The following is a 16,347-nucleotide window of genomic DNA, read 5'->3' as shown; positions in this document are numbered from 1 at the left end:
AAATCCTTTTAAATCTGCGTAAAAATCTAACAATCGAAATATATTTTGTAATAAATTGTTTTTCAGTGTTTTAATACAACGTTTTCGAGAAATAGAATTTTAACGTTTGTCCGAAATGAATATGTTGTTGGCTTTTTAGAATTATCAGTCACGAGAAAAATGAAGGAACTTTGCATCATCAAATATTAATGTATTCATGTTCCTTAAAACAACAAATTCTACAGACGACTGTTTTTCCAGAATCCTGCTGTTATTCTTAATGGTATTAACATTCAATGGCTTACAAGCGCAGGAAGTTCATTCGGTTTCATTACAAGAAGCTTTGAAACTGGCTAAAGAAAACAACAAAAAAATCCTTAGATCTCAATTGGAGGTCACGCTCTCAGAGCAAAACATCAAAGAAAGAAAAGAACTTCGACTGCCCGATGTACAGCTAAATGGAATGTATTCGAGAATTACGAATATTACCGAATTTAAAGGAAGCGGTTTTTTAAAAGACAAAGAAGTAACTCCGGCTATTCCTGAAATTTACGAGGTCAATTCGACTTTTAAAATGCCAATTTATGCGGGTAATAAGATTAATAACGCCATCAAAATTGCGAATCAGGAAAACGAAATTGCGAAAATAAAAACCGAAAAGACCGAAAATGATGTCGAACTTGAAGTTGTAGCAAACTATCTGGCGATTTATAAAATGATGGAACTTCAAAAGATTTTTGAAGAAAACATCAAAGAAGAAAAAAGCCGACTGAAAGAAGTACAATCGCTTCAAAAACATGGAACGGTTACGAAAAATGAAGTCATTCGTGCCGAATTACAGCTTTCGGATCGTGAGTTGAATGCGCTTACAAATTCCAAAAACATAAAAATTGCGCTTCACGATCTGAAAACTTTAATTCAGATTCCAGAAAATGAGGAAATAGCAATCGATACAACGTCAAATCTGGACGAAATGAACGGTTTAGATCCTTATGATTATTATATGACTAAAGCTTTGCAAAACGAAGAAATGCGTATCGCAAGTCAGGAATTAAACATCAGCAAAACAGAGTTGAAACTGGTTAAAGGAAATTATCTGCCAAGCGTTCATTTCTTTGGGAACTACGGTTTTTATTATCCAAACTATAAATTTTTTCCGCCAAATCCCTATTTGTATACTTTGGGACAAGTAGGAATTGAAGCGACTTTTGACCTTTCGTCTTTGTATAAAAACAAAACCAAAATGGAGCAGGCAAATACGAAAATCAAATGGCAGGAAATGCAGTCGGAAATTGTAAAAGAGGAAATTCAAGACAAGCTTTATAAAGAACATACACAGTATCAGGAAATTCTTGAAAAGTTTGTGGTTGTTGATAAAGCTCTGGATTTAGCCAATGAAAATTACCGAATTGTTAAGGTGAAATATTTAAATCAATTGGTTTTAATTACCGAAATGGTCGATGCTGATAATGCTTTACTTCAGGCGAAATATAACAAAATTTCTACTCATTTAGATGCGGTTTTAAAACATTACGAACTGCTTCATACGGCTGGGATTATGCCTCAGAGTTAGATGGTGAAAGATTGTGCTAAAGCCTTAGAAGAAAGAGCAAAGAAGCAAGATGTCTTTTAGAAGCAAGAAGCAAGACTTAGAAGTTAGAAAATAGAAAATAGACAAGAAAAGATATAGAGTTTATGGTTAAGATAAAAAATGAAACTAGAAGAAACAGAACGTTTCATATATTAATAACAATTATTGCGTGTACGCTTGTGGTGAGCGGGGTTATTTTAGGAATTTGGTTTTATGTATTCAATAGAAACCACGAAGAAACTAATGACGCTCAGGTGGAACAATACGTAACGCCAATTATGTCGCGTATTACGGGTTATGTACAGGAAGTTCGTTTTAACGAAAACCAGTTTGTGCATAAAGGTGATACTTTGGTTGTGATTGACAATCGTGAATACAAATCGAAATTGAATGTGGCTCTTGCCGATGTTCAAAACGCACAGCAAAATAGCGTTGTGGCACAAAGAAATGCAGTTACAACAGCAAGTGCAACGGCTATTAACGAATCGCAATTAGAAGGCGCAAAATCGAATCTTTGGAAAACTAAATTAGAATACGAAAGATATAAAGCTTTGGTAAAAGATGAAGCGGCAACTTCTCAGCAATTAGAAAAAGTAAAAGCAGATTACGAATCGGCGCAAGCGCATTTTGCGGAAATGAAAAACAGAATTCATTCGGCAACTTTAAGTACATCGGTTGCTGAAGCAAATGTGCCGACAACGCAGACTAATATTGCATCAAAACAAGCTGTTGCTGATAATGCGGCATTATTTCTTTCGTACACCATAATTACTGCGCCTTACGACGGCTGGGTTGGAAAACGAACTTTACAGCCAGGACAATTGGTAAAAGAAGGACAATCTCTGCTTTCGATAGTAAGTAAAGAAAAATGGATTACAGCTAATTTTAAAGAAACTCAATTGCAATATTTAACTGTTGGGCAGGATGTTGAAATTAAAGCCGATGCTGTGAGCGACAAAACATTTATTGGTACAATTGCTTCTTTATCGCCAGCGAGTGGAGCGAGATTTTCATTGCTTCCTCCAGATAATGCAACAGGAAACTTCGTAAAAATCGAACAAAGAATTCCGGTTAGAATTCAGTTAAAAAACACTGACAAACAGGCTGATTTTTTAAGAGCGGGAATGAATATTACTGTGATCGCAGCGCACTAAAATGGAAGATAAAAGTATTTTTAAATCCTGGGTTCCAAAATGGGCAATCATTATTATTTTGTTTGTCTGCCTTTTGCATTCTATGATTTTATTGGGAGTTTATACTTCAAACGTAACGTACGCGGCAAGTTTTCTAGATATTGAGCCCGAAGATTTGCAGTTTGCGATGTGCGTTACGTACGGAACTTTGCTCGCGACGATTTTGATAGAAAGTAGGTTTTCGAGTTTTTTTCCTGCAAAAAACTACCTGATGGCGGTTTATTCTTTAATCGGAATTACGATTGTTTCATCAGCATATATTACTAATTTTTATCTTTTTTTAATGCTGAGAATCGCCGAGGGAATCCTAATGGCGCTTCCGGTAATTACAATCAGGCAATTATTGATCGAACAGTTTAATTCTAAAAATGCTATTATCATTGGGTTTTCGTTTTATTACGGTTCGCTTTTATTGTCTACGCCTTTTATTATGAATATTGCGGTTTGGTTTCTGGATCATTACGATTGGAAATATATGCTGTATGTTTCAGGCGGCTTGCAGGTTTTGAATGTTTTTTTAATCTTAGTTACTTTTCGTGGGCACCGAATCACAAAGAAAATTCCGTTGTATCAAATCGATTGGATGAGTTATTTTTTGGTTTTAACCGCTATTCTTTGCGGTGCTTACTTTTTTGTTTATGCCGAGAAAAAATATTGGTTTGATTCCTCTCAAATGGTTCTAACCTTAATGATTGCTTTAATCACGGGAGGTTTGTTCATCTTTAAAGAGCTTTTGGTAAAAAGACCAACCTTTGATTTTGAAGTTTTTAAATACGCCAATCTCCGAATCGGATTTTTATTGTTTTTCCTTTTTTATATCAGCAGAGCAACGCTGAGTCTTTGTCATTCGGCAATGTTTTCGATTTGGAATTGGGATCCGTCGCGTGTTGCGGGTGTGCAATACATAAACGGACTAGGGAATGTGATTGGGCTTATTTTAGCGGCATTTTTCCTGATGAAATCGGTTTCTACCAAAATCATTTTTATGATTGGGTTTACGTTAATTGCCATCTTTCATTTTTGGTTTACGTTTCTGTTTGTACCTGATGTAGCTTTGTCTGATATTATTATTCCGTATGTTTTACAAGGAATTGGAGTTGGGTTTTTATTCGTTCCTTTAATCTTGTTTACAACATCTTCGGTTCCGGCAAATATGGCGGTTTCTTCTGGAATTGTCGGGGTTTCTGGGCGTTTTTGGGGAAGCACAATTGGTTTTTGCGTGATGCAGAATGCGGTTGTGTTTTTAAATAAAAAACACTTTTTAAAACTAAGTCAGTTTGTAACGGGTGAAAATCCCGAAGCGCAGCAAACCATCGCTTCAACAGCGCAGAGCTTTATGGCAAAAGGATATTCTGCAGATAATGCAAATACTTTAGCCTTAAAAAAAGTCTTCGGAACTGTTGCTAAACAAGCCGCTTTATTGGCCGATATGGAAATTTATACCATTGTAGGTTATGGTTTGGTGGTTTTAATTATTCTAATTGCGTGTAATCAGCATTTGAGACAAACAATGACTTTGGTTAAAAGTAAAATTTGGATAGGATAGTTTTGTTTCAGGTTTCAAGTTTCAAGTTTCAAGTTTTTTTCGCATTTTTTGTCATTTCGACGAAGGAGAAATCACACTAGAAACTCCGCACAGAATGTCTCCAATTTTTGTCGAATTACGAGTGCGATTTCTCCTTCGTCGAAATGACAAACAATACGCTTATTTGTTGTGGTAAACAACAGTTATCAGTATCTTGCAACCGTTAAAAAACAAAAATATAAAATGAAACAGCAATGTGTAATTTTTGATATGGATGGCGTGATTTCGCATACCAATCCGCATCATGTGAAGGCTTTTGAGGCGTTTTTCGATAAATATAATGTTCCTTATACCAATGAAGAATTTGAAGAACATATGTACGGAAAACACAATAGTTATATCATGTCGCATTTCTTCAAGCGTCCGATTTCGGGAGAAGAACTGATAAAACTCGAAGACGAAAAAGAAGGAATGTTTCGTGAAATTTATAAAGACAAAGTCGATACGATTCCACATTATTTGGATTTTTTAAGCGAATTAAAAGCTCGCGGATTTAAAACAGCTGTTGCAACATCGGCACCGCGTGCGAATCTGGATTTGATTGCAAACGCTTTGAAAATCTCAGACAAAATGGATTCGATGATGTCGAGTGAAGATGTTACACATCATAAACCAAATCCCGAAGTATATTTAGAATCAGCAAAACGTGTTGGTGTTTCTCCGTCTGATTGTGTGGTTTTCGAAGATTCTTTTTCGGGAATTACAGCAGGATTAAATGCGGGAATGAAAGTAGTTGGCGTTTTGAGTACGCATACAAAAGAACAGCTTCCGCCATGTAGTTTTTATATTAATGATTATAGTGAGATTAATGTCGATAAGGTTTTAGAATTATTAAATAGCTAAAATTTTTAAACCATATAAGTAATATAAGTTCATTTTAATAGAACAGACCTTTGTCAAAGTTTTAAACTTTGATAAAGGTTTTTTAGTATTGTAGCCACAAAGTTTTGTCATTTCGACGTAAGGAGAAATCACACTCGCATATCGACAAAGATTGGCGCTTTACTTTGCGGAGTTTCTAGTGTGATTTCTCCTTACGTCGAAATGACAAAACTAAACGGATTTGGATTTTTTTAGAGTTATAAATCATTTCTCTGCGCTAATCACAAGTGCGTTACCGTCGATAATGACATTTCCGTCAGGGAATTTTTCATTAACTAAAGCAAATACTTCTTGTTTAATTTTTTCTCTCATTTCATCATCAGCATTGCTGAGCGCGGCAACAAAAGGCGCGGCAATTTCTGTGATCAGATTCCAGTAGACTTCTGCCGTGCCGCAAACTAATTTGCCAGTCAGTTCTGTTTCGGAAGTATTTTTAAATCCTGCTTGTTGGAAAATATCAGTCATTAAACCGCTTTTCGAACAGCGAAACATTCCCGGAGCTTCGGGTGAAGGAGGTGTGAGCTGCATGTTTCTGTTGATCGTTCCGCCAACAGCAGTAACCCAGAAATTTTTCTCAGGTCCGCTCCAGACTGCGGTTGCGATTTTGCCACCGGGTTTCAGAACTCGATACATTTCTTTGGCCGCCAAAAGCATATCTGGAAAAAACATAAAACCCATTCGGCAGCTTATCGCGTCGAAAGTATTGTCGTAAAAAGGAAGTTCGCTTACATCGCAAGCTTTAAATTCGACATTTGTAATTCCTTTTTTAAAAGCATTTTCGCGGGCAATGGTGAGCATATCGTCGGCGAGATCGGTAATAACGACTTTTCCGTCAGAAAGCATCGCAGCAATGCTCAAACCCGGTTCGCCGGTTCCAGCCGCGACATCTAAAATTACATCTGATCCTTTCGGGTTTATCGAACGAATGATTTCATCGGCAAAAGGCCTCATAAAATCCAGAATTTCATGATCCCATTTTTTCCATCCTGGAGAAAATTTGTTCCAAGATGCTTTCTGTTGTTCCCGTATTTCTTGAAGTTGTGGTTCCATTTTGTTTGTTTTTAGGTTGTTGAAAACGAATTTTATAACCGAAACAAAATTTGGGGAATTTGTTCTGCAATAGGCAAAGAGAAGAGTTTATTGGCAGATTTTTTTGGATTGGCAAAGATACGGAAGAAATCTTTTTGTTGGATTGGTTTTGGTGTTAATTGTTTGATTGTTAGTGTTTTGTTGTCGGAATAAGAAACTTTTTATAATCTTGACGAAAGGAGAAACAAAAAGCAAACCCGACAAAAAATTCCAGAGTGATTTCCGCAATTTTTTTCATAGTGTACAAACTGTTGGTGATGCTGGAAAGCTCCTTTCGTCAAGGTGATTGGAATTGCCTTGATTAACTAGTATAAATCAAAATAATCTTTTCTGCTGATTTGGAAATAATCTAATATTATAGCTAGTGTTCCCTTTAAATCTGCAGGTAATTCATTAGGGAATGTTGTTGCTGTTTGGAAACCTAATTGTTCAAATGATAAAGCCCATTTAAAGATGTTTCTCATTGTATCATTTTTTGAAAAATATTCTTTGAGGATATCCATCTCATTTGTATCTAATCTCTTTTTTATTTCTTGAGTCGATATTTTCGATTTTGCAATTTGGAGAGCCATATTTATTGTCTGATCTACACCATTTTTGCCAAGATTTCCATATTTAAATCCATCACTTAAATTTTCTTTTCTTGCTTCTGGTTCAAGAAAGGCAATATCTTTTAATATGTAATCTAAAATTATTAAAGAGTGGGATAGAATTATATAAGAAGTGCGTAATGCAATTTCTTTTTTTTGAGTATCGAAACACTTTAAAAGGAAATATTTAAGGTCTAATAGAGCAGAATTGAAACCGCTAAAATCTAATTCTGATAATATTCTTGATTTTGAATTTTCGTATTTGTTTTTCCATGTTGAATTACCTGGTGTGTCGAAATTTTTAATTTTACTTAATTCTGATAAAAAGCTGTCTTCTGAAACTCTTATGTTTGTTCCGTAAGTTAGTTTTTGTAAAAAATTACCATCTAAAATTATAGTATTGTGTTTTAGACCATATTTTCGAAGTACTTCTCTTTTGTCCGTAGTAGCAACAACACAACCGTCAAATTTTAAGAGAGTTTGAAGTCCTTTTGCCCAGAGAATTCTTTCAAAGGCTTTTGAAGATTTATTTTTATTTTTAATGTCAACATTTATTCTTTCTCTAGTCATACTAGATGTTCTTCCATATAAAAATAAATCAATATCAGTTATTTCATCACCTTCAAAATTATATTTGACTCCTCTGGCGACATAATAACCATTATTGATGAAATATAGTCTTAGCTTTTCTTCCATCAATTCTCCTTTAAATAATTCCATTTGATTTTCCATTAGCTAGTACGCATAGTTCTTAATAAATCCCCAACATTGATATTTTTTGAGGTGTCTTTTTTTGTTCTTATTTTCATTCTGTTTTTTTCTGGACCAGTATAAATACTTGCGCTTGCGGAGCTTAACGGAATCATATCTAACGTACTTTCTTCTGCCAAATCGCCGTTAACTAGTACGTTTAGTGCAAGTTGCCCAATGTCAAACTTTAGAAGTTTCATATAATATAAATTACCTCGACTATGTTGCAATTCAATTACACGACTTAGCTCTAATATTTTGTAATCTTGACCAATTGCTGTACAAGGGCCCACCTTTTCACCTCTTAAGAGTTTTCTAAGGGTGTGTTTTAGCATATCGTGTCCTTCAATGCGCCCTCTTCCACTTGTGCTTATTTTCATTCCATAAATTAGCGAAGCTATGAAAGATTTTGCCATATCCAATGCATCATCTTCAAAAGGGTTGCCAAATTTTGAAAAAGAAGAAGGCTTTGTTAAAAAAACTTTTGAATGTCTATCATTGCTTACCTCATTAAAATCATACATGGCAATTGCTTGCAATTTTGACATTAATACGTTTCCAAGTATTGATATTGCTAAATCTTGTGTTACACATCCTTCTTTGGTTAGAATGGCGTCCAATTCATTTACCTTTCTTGATTCATCAGGGGTTAAAGATGACAATATCTTTGTGGTTTTTTCGATATCATTTCTCTTAAAGAGATTGCCATTGAAGTATGTTTTCTGAGAGTCAACAATTTCGTAATCAATCAATCCTATTTCTTCTGATTGATTAAATAAGTCTTGATTAGCTGTTGTATCTAGTAGGAAAGAATCAGATATGAATTCCTTAAGTAATTTTTCATTAACAGGTTTGTCAGAACTATAATTTGCCAGTTCTAAAGAGGCTCTTTGAAAATTGTCAGGTGATGAATTGTCAAAAATATTTGCTGTATGACCTAAGACTCCTGCTGTCGTAACTCCGATAACTGAAATGTCACCAGATGAAGAGACATCAATTAAATGAAAATCTTTCAAGGTGCTTTTAATTGTTTCAATTTCAACTTTTTTAATATTTGCCGATCTTGCAATTGCTTCTACTTTAGCTTTGGTTAAAGTTGAATTAGAATCCGACGCTGCTAAATTTGAAAGAAATAATCCGCATTTTCCAGCTATTTCAAGATCTCCAAAATCATTTGCACTCGTAACATCTTGAATTTTTTTTGTGTGATTTATAATCCACGCTCCTTCTGTTCTTTTTTCCATTTTTGCAATCTTAAATATAAGTATTAACAATATTTGAGTTAATGAAAGCTTTAAAGTTGAGTAAGGGTTAAATAGAGTGTTATTGGGCTGATATTGCTTTCAATGGGAAACTTTTGATTGTTTCTTCATGTCTTTTATGGGTGCAAACATCGTTTATATTATAAATTAATCACTACGTAAAAATACCCGTTTTGAAGATTTGAAGAAAAATATTAAAGTTGAGATTTCTAAAAATTGTAAATAGAGGTTTCGTATTGATAGAATTACAATTATGGAAGAAGAAAGGCAATAAAAAAAAGCTTCTGAAAAAGATATTCAGAAGCTTTTTTAGTGCGGATAATAGGACTCGAACCTACACGCCTTGCGGCACCAGATCCTAAGTCTGGCATGTCTACCAATTTCACCATATCCGCGTAATTGTGGGTGCAAAGATAAGCATACTTTCGAATATTCAAAGAAAAATTTCAAAAAAATTATTAATTCTCTTTTTTGTACTTTTGGATTTCTATAAAAATAATTTAAATGGAAAATATTAAGTCCTACGTTCAACAACATAAAGATCGGTTTATCAATGAATTGATCGAATTATTAAAGATTCCGTCGGTTAGTGCTGACACCGCATACTCACAAGATGTTATTGATACAGCAGAGGCTGTAAAAGAAAGTTTATCAAAAGCAGGCTGCGATTTTGTCGAAACTTGCGACACTCCGGGTTACCCAATTATCTACGGAGAGAAAATTATAGATCCAAATCTTCCAACGGTTTTAGTTTACGGACACTACGATGTTCAGCCGCCAGATCCATTAGAATTGTGGACTTCGCCGCCTTTTGAACCGGTTATCAAAACTACAGAGATTCATCCAGAAGGTGCAATCTTCGCGCGTGGAGCGTGTGATGACAAAGGTCAGATGTACATGCACGTAAAAGCACTTGAATTAATGGTACAAAGTAACACTTTGCCTTGTAACGTAAAATTCATGATCGAAGGTGAAGAAGAAGTTGGTTCGGCAAGTTTAGCTTGGTTTGTAGAACGCAATCAAGAAAAGCTGAAAAACGACGTCATTTTAATTTCTGATACGGGAATGATTTCAAACCAACAGCCATCGATCACGACTGGTTTAAGAGGTTTGAGTTATGTTGAGGTTGAAGTTACTGGTCCAAACCGCGATTTACATTCTGGTTTATACGGTGGAGCGGTAGCAAACCCAATTAATGTTTTGGCAAAAATGATCGCTTCGCTTCATGACGAAGACAATCATATTACGATTCCAGGATTCTACGATAAAGTTCAGGAATTATCTGCAGAAGAAAGAGCTGAAATGGCAAAAGCGCCTTTTAGTTTAGAAAAATATAAAAAAGCTTTAGACTTAAATGATGTTTACGGCGAGAAAGGTTATGTAACGAATGAGCGCAACTCAATCCGTCCAACATTAGACGTAAACGGAATTTGGGGCGGTTATACTGGCGAAGGTGCTAAAACAGTTATTGCGAGTAAAGCTTTTGCTAAAATCTCAATGCGTTTGGTTCCAAATCAGGATTGGGAAGAGATTACAGAATTGTTTACAAAACATTTTACAAGTATTGCACCAGCTGGAGTTACAGTAAAAGTGTCGCCGCATCACGGCGGGCAAGGTTACGTAACGCCAATTGACAGCATTGGATATCAAGCAGCAAATAAAGCGTACACAGAAACGTTTGGAGTTCCTGCAATTCCAGTTCGTTCAGGAGGAAGTATTCCGATTGTGGCTTTGTTCGAAAAAGAATTAAAAAGCAAAACGATTTTAATGGGATTTGGTTTAGACAGTGACGCTATTCACTCGCCAAATGAGCATTTTGGAATCTTTAATTACTTGAAAGGAATTGAGACGATTCCGTTGTTTTACAAATATTTTGTAGAGCTTTCTAAGTAGTTTTTTAACGCAAAGAACGCTAAGAATTGTACAATCCTGATAGCTATCGGGAGCTAATATTTTTAAAAGTTCGCAAAGCTTCATCAGATGGCTTTGCGAACTTTGCGTTTATAAACGTAACCAAGAAAAAACCTTGCGTTCTTTGCGGTTAAATAAAATGACCACAAAGAAATGCCAAGTTTTTTAAGGTATAAATCCGTTCAGAAATGAGCGGATTTTTTTTGAAAAGTTCAAAGGTTTTTTCAATTGCCTCCAGCTTTAGCTAGAGGCAATTTATTTAGGAGTATTCTCTGTTTCTTGGATTTTTATTTTCAGAATCTTTGTCAAAGTTTTAAGCTTTGACAAAGAAGGAAAAGATCTTTGTTTCTTTGAATCTCTGCCTCTTTGAACCTAAAACCTAAGTCCCTTAGCAACTTAGAATCTCAGAACCTTTTAAAAAAAAACTTGCATATTAAAAATTTAACTCTACATTTGTAGAGCAATGTCTATAAGTGTAGAATTTAATAATATGAAAAACCTATTTTTAGTATTCTTTTGCGGACTGATTCTTTTGGGTTGCAAACCCAAAGCAATTAATCAGAGGATTGATAAGAAAAGAGAAGGTGTTTGGAAAGATGATTATGTACAGGATGGTGTTAGATATAAATCGTATGAATATTACAAACATGATATTCCTGTAAAAAAGTGGCGAACATATATCGACGGAAAAATCTACAAAACAGAGAAACATAAAAATGGAATCAGCATCGTCAAGAGTTATTACGAAAACGGAAAATTAGAATCAAAAGGAAAAACGAAATTAGAAGTTAATCGGGGTTTAGCACATTGGTTTTATTTTGGAGAATGGAAATTCTATTCGGATAATGGGAAACTAAAAGAAATTAGAAACTATGATAACGGCAAATTAATATCTGAACAAAAGATAAAATAAATCACTAATCAATTTTGATCTATGAAAATAATAATTGCTTTCTTTTTTATTACGCTGAATATTGGTCTGATACAATCTCAGACTTACAGAGATTTTGTTGCAAAAGGAGCCTCTTGTTATAATGTAAAAGATTATAAGAATGCTGTTTCTTATTATGAAAAAGCATTTAAAATTGAACACAAATCATCTTCAGATTTGTACAATGCAGCTTGTGCGGCGGCTTTAAATAATGATGATAAAAAAGCTTTTAAGTGGCTGGATTTGGCAATTGATAATGGATATGAAAAAATTGCAAATATTAAAATAGATAATGATTTGAAATCGCTGCATGATAAGAAAGAATGGGAGCAGACAATTGCTAAACTTCAGAAAAAAATAGATATTTTAAGCGTCAATTATGATAAACCGCTTCAACAGGAACTTTTGGATATTTATACGGAAGATCAAGGTATTCGAGGAGAATTTATGAAAGTTTATAAAGACCCTGCGTCTGATAAAAGGAAAATTGACAGTATTGGTAAAATAATGAACAAAAAAGACAGTATTAATCTGGTAAAGGTTATGAAGATACTGGATGAAAAAGGCTGGGTTGGAAAGAACAAAATAGGAGCACAAGCAAATCAAACCTTGTTTTTGGTTATTCAGCATTCTGATTTAAAATATCAACAAAAGTATTTACCAATGATGAGGGAAGCGGTGAAAAAAGGAAACGCAAGCCAGGCGAACTTAGCATATTTGGAAGATAGAGTTGCTTTAAGAGAAGGTAAACATCAAATTTATGGAAGTCAGTCAGCAAAAAATAAAAAGACAAATCAATGGTATATATCGCCTTTGATAGATCCTGATAATGTAGATAAAAGACGCGCTGAAGTGGGGCTTGGTCCTATTGCCGAATACGCGGCAAAAATGAATATCGACTGGAATCTTGAGGCTTATAAGAAGGAATTACCTGAATTGGAAAAACTTGAAAATATTAAACAATGACACAATTATCAAACTCAGAAGAACAATTAATGGAGCATCTTTGGAAGCTTGAAAAGGCTTTTATGAAAGATTTGCTAGAAGCGTATCCAGAACCAAAACCGGCAACGACAACCGTTGCAACGCTCCTGAAACGTATGATTGATAAGAAATTTGTTGCATATAACGAATTTGGGAACTCTAGAGAATATTATCCTCTGGTTAAAAAAACTGATTATTTCTCAAAACATGTAAAAGGATTGATTAATAATTTCTTTAATAATTCGGCCTCGCAGTTTGCTTCGTTTTTTACAACCGAAACAAATTTATCAGCTTCTGAACTAGAAGATCTTAGAAAAATAATTGATTCAGAAATTCAAAAAAAGAAAAAATGACAGCCTTTCTTATAAAATCGACAATAGCATTGTGTGTACTTCTTGGAGCTTACCATTTGTTTTTAGAAAAAGAAAAATTTCATAAGTTTAATAGGTTTTTCTTAATTTTTAGTCTTCTAATTTCTTTTGTATTGCCTTTTATTACAATTGAAATTATACAGGAAGTGGCAAGTACGGCAAATAAAAGCATAGTAGTTCCTGGGCAGATTACAGCAAGTTTCGTAAAAGAGGAGACTCCTTTTTACTTGATTTTCGGCTGGATTTTATATGGGATAGTTACCGCTGTTTTGTTTTTTAGATTTACGGTTAACTTGTATAAATTGATAAAAAAATCAAAAACGGGCGTAAAAATAAAACATCAAAAAGCAACATTGGTTTTGTTGCAAGAACAGACACTGCCATATACTTTTTTGAACACCATTTTTATAAATGAAGCGGAATATCAAAACAATAAAATAGAAACGGAATTATTTACGCACGAATTAATTCATGTCAATCAGAAACATTCTCTGGATATTTTACTAATTGAAATAATTAAGAATGTTTTTTGGTTCAACCCAATTTTTATCTTCTATAAAAAAGCAATACAACTCAATCATGAATTTCTTGCTGATGAAAAAGTTGTACAATCACATAACAATGTTTCGTTTTACCAGAACTTATTACTGTCTAAGGCGAATCAAAATCCGGTATATTACTTGGCCAGTAATTTGAACTATTCTGTAACTAAAAAAAGATTAATTATGATGACAACCACGACATCTCCTTCAAGGGGATTCTTTAAAAAGACAATTCTTTTGCCATTATTTACTGGACTTGTGTATTTTTTATGTACTAAGACCGTAGCGCAAGAAGCGAAAGCAAATAATGAAACCGCACCAAAAAAAGGTTTCTATACAACTTATTACGACAAGACAACTTTTAAAATCAAAAATGATAAAGGGGTTGTCGTGACTGAGAAAAAGTACAAAGAGCTTACTCCTGCGGAAAAGAAAGCAGTTCCTAATATATTTACAGGATTACCATTTCCTGCAAATAAAGATGAGATCGATGCAAAAATTGAAAAAGGAGGCCCGGATACTATAGAAATTGATTTGTATGATCCAAAAAATCAAAAAGTAAAAAAAGCGGAAGGCACTATTTATAAAACAGTTGATGTAAGTGAGAATCCAACTTATCCTGGAGGAATGGAGGCATTTTATAAGTTTGTTGGAGAGAATTTTAAAACACCTGTAACACCTGCAGACGTAAAGTTGAAAGGCAGAGTTTACATTACTTTTGTAGTAGGTAAAGATGGAGCTTTGACTGATTTTAAATTATTAAGAGATATTGGATACGGATCGGGTGATGAAGCTATTAGAGTGCTTAAGCTTTCTCAGAACTGGATACCGGGTAAAGTTAACGGTGAACCGGTTGCTGTAATGTACAGTTTGCCAATTACGATTCAAGCTGAAAAATAGTTTTTTTGAGGTGCAAAGGTTCAGAGGCGCAGAGGTGCAAAGGTGCGGAAGTCTTAAAAAAAACTTTGAACCTATACGCCTCTGAACCTTTGTTCCTTTAAAAACAAAAAAAATCCGCTTTCAGAAATATCTGAAAGCGGATAAATAAACTAAAAAAAAAATTCTAAAAAATTCTAAAAAAAAACAACTTATATCAGATTTAAAATAAATCTGGATTATATCCAAAATAAGGCATAGTTTGTTCGTTAAAAATAACGCCATGCTCTTCTAATTCTTTCAAAATAGGTAAGTAAACTTCTTTTTTTATAGGAAGTTGTACTCCAGGGGTTGTGATTTTTCCGTTCAAAATCAGCAAGGTTGCCATTGCAACAGGAAGTCCAACTGTTTTTGCCATTGCAGTATAAGTTTGATCGTCGCCAATGCAGACCATTTTCGAATCGATTTGTTCTTTTTTGCCGTTTAGCTCGTATCCAAATTTATGATACATGACGATCATGTCTTTGTCTTCTGGTTTTAGAGCCCAGCTGTCAGTTAAGATTTTTTCTAAAATTTGAGCAGGAGTAGCATTTGGCAGGTTTACTTTTTTGTCTGGATTAAATAAATCCAATTCTAAAAGTTTGTCCCACATAATATCATCTTGATCAATCTTTAGAATCAATCGCGTTTTAATTTCTACAGAATCTGTTGGGTGATATGGAAGAAAAGAGTTCACAAATTGTCGGTAACTCATATTTTCAGAATCTTCCATAATATAGCTGTCGTCTGTCATGCCAAGCTGTACAAACATATTCCATGCTTTAGAAAAACCAACTCTTCTTATTGTCCCTCTGTATAAGGTTAAAATATCATCTAAACCATATATAGATCTGTATTTAAGAGAATCTCGATTAGAATAAGCTTCAAATTTCCCGTAATCTTCTACTTCCAGAAACTCAGTTCTGCGAAATAAAGCGCTGTACGGAATATATTTGTAAGTTCCTTCTTGAATAAATTTTGCTGCACCGCCTTGCCCTGCCAAAACTACATTTCGAGGCGCCCAGGTAAATTTGTAATTCCATAAATTATTATCACATTCTGGTGCAACCAAACCTCCGCAAAACGATTCGAAAAGAAGCATATTACCTCCTTTTGATCTAATTTCGTCAATAACTTTCATGGCGCTCATATGGTCAATTCCGGGATCAAGACCAATTTCGTTCATGAAAATTAAGTTGTTCTTTTTTACCTCTTCATCAAGAGCCTGCATAGCATCGCTTACATAAGAAGCAGTAACTAAATGTTTTTTAAATTGAAGACAGTCTTTTGCTATTTCAATGTGTAAATGTGCTGGAAGCATTGAAATTACAATCGATGCTTTTTCAATCGCAGCTTGTCTTTCGTTTGTATTAAAAATATTTAAAGCAATTGGAGTTGCGTTAGGGTGATTTTGTGTTTTCTTTTCGGCTAAAGCCAAAGATAAATCGGCCACAACAAGATGCAGGTTTTCACTTTCAGATTTTGAAAGTAAATAGCGAATTAAAGAAGATGCTGATCTTCCTGCTCCAATTATTAAAATGCTTCTCATAACTTAATTATTTAACACAAACATATTAAAATGTTATAAATATAACAAATATAATTTTAAAAATGATATTTTTTTTATTCGCAATGAAACTTATAAATGCAATTAATAAATGAAATATCTTTAAAAGTAAAATGAAAATTGGATAGGAAGAGGTATTTTTGTGTAAATATTAAAAGTTTATAAAAATGAAAAGAAAAATAGTTTTAACAGGCGCTTTTATTGG

12 protein-coding genes, 1 tRNA gene and 1 pseudogene are annotated in these 16,347 nt (G+C 34.1%); 9 read left to right on the top strand and 5 right to left on the bottom strand.

The window, feature by feature from the left end; translation table 11 throughout:
• The first annotated feature begins 196 nt into the window (after positions 1-196).
• From B0A75_RS19555 to B0A75_RS19540, 4 genes and pseudogenes are all read left to right on the top strand, one after another.
• Positions 197-1,552, top strand: a complete 1,356-nt coding sequence (locus B0A75_RS19555) for a TolC family protein (RefSeq protein ID WP_089055950.1) — start codon at positions 197-199, stop codon at positions 1,550-1,552.
• 122 nt (positions 1,553-1,674) lie between these two features.
• Positions 1,675-2,724, top strand: coding sequence for an HlyD family secretion protein (locus B0A75_RS19550; protein WP_089055949.1), 1,050 nt, complete (start codon positions 1,675-1,677; stop codon positions 2,722-2,724).
• A gap of 1 nt (position 2,725) precedes the next feature.
• On the top strand, positions 2,726-4,309 hold the full coding sequence (locus tag B0A75_RS19545) for an MFS transporter (RefSeq protein ID WP_089055948.1): 1,584 nt from the start codon (positions 2,726-2,728) through the stop codon (positions 4,307-4,309).
• 222 nt (positions 4,310-4,531) lie between these two features.
• Positions 4,532-5,059, top strand: a pseudogene (locus B0A75_RS19540) (HAD family hydrolase); the annotation flags it as partial.
• A 375-nt stretch (positions 5,060-5,434) separates the two neighbouring features.
• On the opposite strand, the gene B0A75_RS19535 reads toward B0A75_RS19540, so the two are convergent.
• The 4 genes from B0A75_RS19535 to B0A75_RS19520 form a co-directional block, all read right to left on the bottom strand.
• Entirely contained in the window at positions 5,435-6,280 is an 846-nt protein-coding gene (locus B0A75_RS19535; protein WP_089055947.1) for a class I SAM-dependent methyltransferase, read from the bottom strand.
• Positions 6,281-6,624: 344 nt separating this feature from the next.
• Positions 6,625-7,629 (bottom strand): hypothetical protein, encoded by a 1,005-nt coding sequence (locus tag B0A75_RS19530; protein ID WP_244284435.1) that lies wholly within the window; start codon positions 7,627-7,629, stop codon positions 6,625-6,627.
• Positions 7,630-7,640: 11 nt separating this feature from the next.
• Complete coding sequence (locus tag B0A75_RS19525) at positions 7,641-8,903, bottom strand: hypothetical protein (protein ID WP_089055945.1); 1,263 nt, start codon at positions 8,901-8,903, stop codon at positions 7,641-7,643.
• Positions 8,904-9,234: 331 nt separating this feature from the next.
• A tRNA-Leu gene (locus tag B0A75_RS19520) sits at positions 9,235-9,316 on the bottom strand.
• A 109-nt stretch (positions 9,317-9,425) separates the two neighbouring features.
• Between B0A75_RS19520 and B0A75_RS19515 the strand changes: the two genes are divergently transcribed.
• The 5 genes from B0A75_RS19515 (at position 9,426) to B0A75_RS19495 (ending at position 14,560) form a co-directional block, all read left to right on the top strand.
• Entirely contained in the window at positions 9,426-10,814 is a 1,389-nt protein-coding gene (locus B0A75_RS19515; protein ID WP_089055944.1) for a dipeptidase, read from the top strand.
• Between the two features lie 508 nt (positions 10,815-11,322).
• Positions 11,323-11,745 (top strand): toxin-antitoxin system YwqK family antitoxin, encoded by a 423-nt coding sequence (locus B0A75_RS19510; protein WP_089055951.1) that lies wholly within the window; start codon positions 11,323-11,325, stop codon positions 11,743-11,745.
• Between the two features lie 21 nt (positions 11,746-11,766).
• Positions 11,767-12,729 carry a DUF6624 domain-containing protein gene (locus B0A75_RS19505; protein WP_089055943.1) on the top strand — a complete coding sequence of 321 codons (963 nt, stop codon included), beginning with the start codon at positions 11,767-11,769 and terminating at the stop codon, positions 12,727-12,729.
• Positions 12,726-13,100, top strand: coding sequence for a BlaI/MecI/CopY family transcriptional regulator (locus B0A75_RS19500; protein WP_089055942.1), 375 nt, complete (start codon positions 12,726-12,728; stop codon positions 13,098-13,100). The genes B0A75_RS19505 and B0A75_RS19500 overlap by 4 nt, the downstream gene beginning before the upstream one ends.
• Positions 13,097-14,560: a M56 family metallopeptidase gene (locus B0A75_RS19495; RefSeq protein WP_089055941.1), complete on the top strand. Its 1,464-nt coding sequence runs from the start codon at positions 13,097-13,099 to the stop codon at positions 14,558-14,560. Before B0A75_RS19500 ends, B0A75_RS19495 begins: the two co-directional genes overlap by 4 nt.
• Before the next feature lie 199 nt (positions 14,561-14,759).
• Here B0A75_RS19495 and B0A75_RS19490 read toward each other — a convergent pair whose 3' ends face one another.
• Positions 14,760-16,124: a saccharopine dehydrogenase family protein gene (locus tag B0A75_RS19490; protein ID WP_089055940.1), complete on the bottom strand. Its 1,365-nt coding sequence runs from the start codon at positions 16,122-16,124 to the stop codon at positions 14,760-14,762.
• Positions 16,125-16,347 lie beyond the last annotated feature (223 nt).

This window comes from Flavobacterium oncorhynchi (assembly GCF_002217355.1).
Lineage (GTDB): Bacteria > Bacteroidota > Bacteroidia > Flavobacteriales > Flavobacteriaceae > Flavobacterium > Flavobacterium oncorhynchi.
Note: the sequence above shows the minus strand (reverse complement) of the source record. Positions and strands in the feature narration are given on the sequence as shown.

Excerpts from the sequence above, each read along its gene's own strand:
- B0A75_RS19550 (WP_089055949.1), top strand. The coding sequence starts at position 1,675 with ATGGTTAAGATAAAAAATGAAACTAGAAGAAACAGAACGTTTCATATA.
- B0A75_RS19500 (WP_089055942.1), top strand. The coding sequence starts at position 12,726 with ATGACACAATTATCAAACTCAGAAGAACAATTAATGGAGCATCTTTGG.
- B0A75_RS19525 (WP_089055945.1), bottom strand. The coding sequence starts at position 8,903 with ATGGAAAAAAGAACAGAAGGAGCGTGGATTATAAATCACACAAAAAAA.
- B0A75_RS19505 (WP_089055943.1), top strand. The coding sequence starts at position 11,767 with ATGAAAATAATAATTGCTTTCTTTTTTATTACGCTGAATATTGGTCTG.
- B0A75_RS19535 (WP_089055947.1), bottom strand. The coding sequence starts at position 6,280 with ATGGAACCACAACTTCAAGAAATACGGGAACAACAGAAAGCATCTTGG.
- B0A75_RS19495 (WP_089055941.1), top strand. The coding sequence starts at position 13,097 with ATGACAGCCTTTCTTATAAAATCGACAATAGCATTGTGTGTACTTCTT.
- B0A75_RS19490 (WP_089055940.1), bottom strand. The coding sequence starts at position 16,124 with ATGAGAAGCATTTTAATAATTGGAGCAGGAAGATCAGCATCTTCTTTA.
- B0A75_RS19530 (WP_244284435.1), bottom strand. The coding sequence starts at position 7,629 with ATGGAATTATTTAAAGGAGAATTGATGGAAGAAAAGCTAAGACTATAT.
- B0A75_RS19555 (WP_089055950.1), top strand. The coding sequence starts at position 197 with ATGTTCCTTAAAACAACAAATTCTACAGACGACTGTTTTTCCAGAATC.
- B0A75_RS19545 (WP_089055948.1), top strand. The coding sequence starts at position 2,726 with ATGGAAGATAAAAGTATTTTTAAATCCTGGGTTCCAAAATGGGCAATC.
- B0A75_RS19515 (WP_089055944.1), top strand. The coding sequence starts at position 9,426 with ATGGAAAATATTAAGTCCTACGTTCAACAACATAAAGATCGGTTTATC.
- B0A75_RS19510 (WP_089055951.1), top strand. The coding sequence starts at position 11,323 with ATGAAAAACCTATTTTTAGTATTCTTTTGCGGACTGATTCTTTTGGGT.